The sequence below is a fragment of the Syntrophothermus sp. genome (genome assembly GCF_013314835.1).
GTDB lineage: Bacteria > Bacillota > Syntrophomonadia > Syntrophomonadales > Syntrophothermaceae > Syntrophothermus > Syntrophothermus lipocalidus.
Genome location: NZ_JABUEX010000125.1, coordinates 1 through 3,468, shown reverse-complemented (window position 1 = coordinate 3,468; position 3,468 = coordinate 1). Strand labels below are relative to the sequence as shown.

Sequence of the window (3,468 nt, the reverse complement as noted above, 5' to 3'; positions counted from 1 at the left end):
CCGCACCTGCTCCCCGTCCCCGTAGATCACCGGGGCCTCGCCCCGGAGCATCTTTTTCCCGAAGATGGCCACCACCCCGGCCTCCCCGTGGGGGTCCTGGCGCGGGCCGTAGACGTTCGAATAGCGCAGAGAGACGTAGGGCAGGCCGAAGACGCCCCAGTAGCAGGCAAGGTAGAACTCCGAGGAGAGCTTGCTCACCCCGTAGGGTGAGAGCGGCCCCTTGGGGTGGTTTTCATCCGCCGGGAGCCTCCGCGGCTCCCCGTAGACGACCCCGCCTGAAGAGGCGAAAACCACGCCCTTCACCTGGAAGCGGCGGCAGTTCTCGAGCACGTTCAAAAGCCCGATGATGTTCGTCCTGGCGTCCTCAACCGGGTCCGCAACAGAGCGGCGCACATCGATCTGGGCGGCGTGGTGGTTCACAAAATCAAACTTCCCCTCCCGGAAGATCTCCTCCAGCCCCGGCTCGCAGATGTCCATTTTGTAAAACTTCACCCCGCCCCGCAGGGCGGCCGCCAGGTTCTCCTCCCTCCCGGTGCTGAGGTTGTCAACCACGACAACCTCATGCCCCGCAGCAACCAAAGCGTCGACAACATGGGAGCCGATGAACCCCGCCCCGCCCGTCACCAGAATTCGCATCGCACACATCCTTTCTTGTTTTGCCCGAACGAAGAAAATCACGAAAGATCCTTCATTATTTCCAACAGGTCATTCAGAAATCCCGTTACCTGTTGCTCCACAGCCTCGGCAAGGGCAGGCATGTCTTTAACTAAATGGGCAAATCGTTTATATTCCAGTTGAAAACCGTAGATATTGCGCACCAGGTGCCTGAACTTCAGATATTCCTCCAGTTGGTGAAACAGGCTTTTATCGATTACTGGGGGGCGAATTCCCGGTAGCTCCACAGACATCTGGCGCAGTAATTTCTTGTGCCAATCTCCTCCTTCAGGCAATTCGCCATCCACTTCCTTGGCTATCAGCTTAAAAACACGCTCCACCGCCATGTAAAAATCGGCAAGGACGGAGGCGTACACTCTTTTTTCTATTTCAGGGTCCAAACTTTTTTTTCTCATGTCGCATAAGTTCTCTTTGAGCTGAAAAATATTTGCCAGTTCCTCTTCGATTTCATCGCGGAGCACCATCAGCTTCTGGATCATTTACATTACCAGCCCCTCGTCCTCGATTTTTCTCTTGAGAGTCTCGGCAACACTCTCAAGAGGAAGCAGGTCAACCTTGAAAGGGAGGGCAATCTGGGAAGCCTCCCAGGCCGCATCCAAATAGCGGCTTTCATCTATGCCATGGACGGCGATGTCGATATCCGAATGCCTCCAATACTTGCCTTTGACGAGCGACCCGAACAGGACAACCTTTCTTGCTCCGTACTTTGCCTTTAACATCTGAGCAATTTCAAAGGCCTTTTCCAGTGCCAGTCGCTGCTGCTCTTTCAGCTGCGCCTGCCTCTCCTCTTTTCTCTTCAACCAACCGGAGATGTATCTTTGCTTCTGCCGGTGATTTAACACGCCTCAGGCCTCCAGTTAAGTGTCAAGTCTTTCACCAGCTTTTTGAGCCTGGCCATGATTTTGTCACTTCGCCATTTTTTCCAGGCGGACAACTCTGCTTACGAGGTAATTGATATCTGCCAGGATGTTCTCTTCCCTGGCTATGATCTGGTCAAGCTTGGCGTTTTGCACCTCTCGATCATCGAAGAGCGCCCGGATTTTCTCGATAACCTCATTTTCGAGGCGTGTTTCAATTTTCAGCTGGCCTTTTTCCACATTCTCCAGCCGCGAGTCGACGTTTTGAAGGTGCGTTTCCACGTTGTCAAGGCGCACTTCAACCTGGCCCAGCCTTGAGTCGACGTTGTCAAGGCGCACTTCAACCTGGCCCAGCCTTGAGTCGACGTTGTCGAGGTGCGACTCAACCTGACCCAGCCGCGAGTCGACATTTTGGAGGTGTGATTCCACACTGTCCAGGCGCGACTCTACCTGGCCCAGCCTTGAGTCGACGTTGTCGAGGCGCGTTTCCACGTTGTCAAGGCGCACTTCAACTCGACCCAGCCTTAAGTCGACGTTGTCAAGGCGTGATTCTACTTGGCCCAGCCGCGAGTCGACATTTTGGAGGTGTGATTCCACTTGACCCAGCCGCGAGTCAACGTTGCCAAGGCGTGATTCAAGCCTGGACTGCCCCTCGGTAAGCACTTGAAGTTGCTTCAAGACCAGTTCTTGAAACTTCTCATTCTCCATTGTCCACGTAAACCCTCCCCCAATTTAAACATTTCTATTTCCTAAGTTATTCTCCTTACAATTAGCTTCACCAGGTTTTTCAGCCTCGCTTAAGCGGTACCGCTATTATAACATAACACGGGCCGCCAGCCTACAGACACCATTCATTTAACAGCCTCTTCCAGGGCGCCGGCCAGGGCGTCCACCACCAGGTCCACTTCGGCTCTGGAAAGATTGTTGTGGAGCGCAGGACCTCCACCACCGCCGCCACATCACTCTCGTCGATCTCCGGTGCCGCCAGCGCGATCCGCGCCGGAACCTTCTTTTCTCCATCACCGCCCAGGCCAAGGCTCATCTTTTCCTTCTCCTTCTCAACCCCGCCGGCCTCTTTTCTTGCGCCTCCGGCACGTGAGGTGAAAGGCTGCAACGCCCCTCTTCTTTCCGGAGAGTTCGGCCGCCCTCAGCATCAGAGGCCTCACCCACCGTGCGGAACTTCCAGACAATCTTGCACTTCGACAAAGGGGGTGGAAATTCCTGCCTCACCATTGGCCAGGCAGGCTTTACTGCCGCTCCCCGGCCCGGCCAGCCAGAACAGCGGCTGTCCCCCGTGCCAGCCAAAGCAAAGACGTTCCCATTACCAGAACAGAAGGCCCTCGATTTAACTGGAAGCTTGTTCCTGCCTTACGAAACAGCATCGCGGCCCAAGTCATTAAAGCGAAACCGGGGAGCATCAGCGCTGCTCCCCGGTATGAATACAGCTCAGGAACCACAAGCATCACCGGGACCAGGTTGGTAGTTAGTTCCCCTGACTACCGCTCCGGCTCCTCCTCCGGCAGCAGGCTCTCTTCCAGGGGGTTCAAGATTTTTAATGCGGTTCCACGGGTATTGTCGCCTGCCCCTTGGGGTTCAACTTGAGAATCCGCCTTGAAACATTCTCCACCCGGCTTCGTCTCCCAACAGCTCTTTTCGGGCGCTGTACCATCTCCACCAACCTCACTTTCATACATCTTTGTACTAACTATCAATGTACCGGCAAGTACGATCTTATCATGACTAATCCTGATTAAAAGGGACAGTCAAGGACAGATGCGGCTCTCATGAGTTCCCCCTTGCCCCCCGGTCCTACTCCGGCTCCCCGGTGTTACCAGATGACTTCCACATCATAGCGGCCAATTTGAGGATCTGCAGTGAGGATCGGGAGATTTTCCAACTGGGCCTGGGCGATGAGAAGCCGGTCAAACGGATCGCG

At 54.9% G+C, this 3,468-nt stretch carries 5 protein-coding genes; all 5 read right to left on the bottom strand.

Annotated elements, in window-relative coordinates; genetic code table 11:
• On the bottom strand, positions 1 to 636 hold a 636-nt coding region (locus tag HPY90_RS15445; protein WP_287195814.1), incomplete at its 3' end, for an NAD-dependent epimerase/dehydratase family protein.
• A gap of 38 nt (positions 637 to 674) precedes the next feature.
• Entirely contained in the window at positions 675 to 1,154 is a 480-nt protein-coding gene (locus HPY90_RS15440; RefSeq protein WP_287195812.1) for a ribonuclease toxin HepT-like protein, read from the bottom strand.
• Positions 1,155 to 1,517 carry a nucleotidyltransferase family protein gene (locus HPY90_RS15435; RefSeq protein WP_287195810.1) on the bottom strand — a complete coding sequence of 121 codons (363 nt, stop codon included), beginning with the start codon at positions 1,515 to 1,517 and terminating at the stop codon, positions 1,155 to 1,157.
• Positions 1,518 to 1,580: 63 nt separating this feature from the next.
• Complete coding sequence (locus HPY90_RS15430; protein WP_287195808.1) at positions 1,581 to 2,240, bottom strand: coiled-coil domain-containing protein; 660 nt, start codon at positions 2,238 to 2,240, stop codon at positions 1,581 to 1,583.
• A gap of 130 nt (positions 2,241 to 2,370) precedes the next feature.
• Positions 2,371 to 2,646 (bottom strand): hypothetical protein, encoded by a 276-nt coding sequence (locus HPY90_RS15425; RefSeq protein ID WP_287195807.1) that lies wholly within the window; start codon positions 2,644 to 2,646, stop codon positions 2,371 to 2,373.
• Positions 2,647 to 3,468 lie beyond the last annotated feature (822 nt).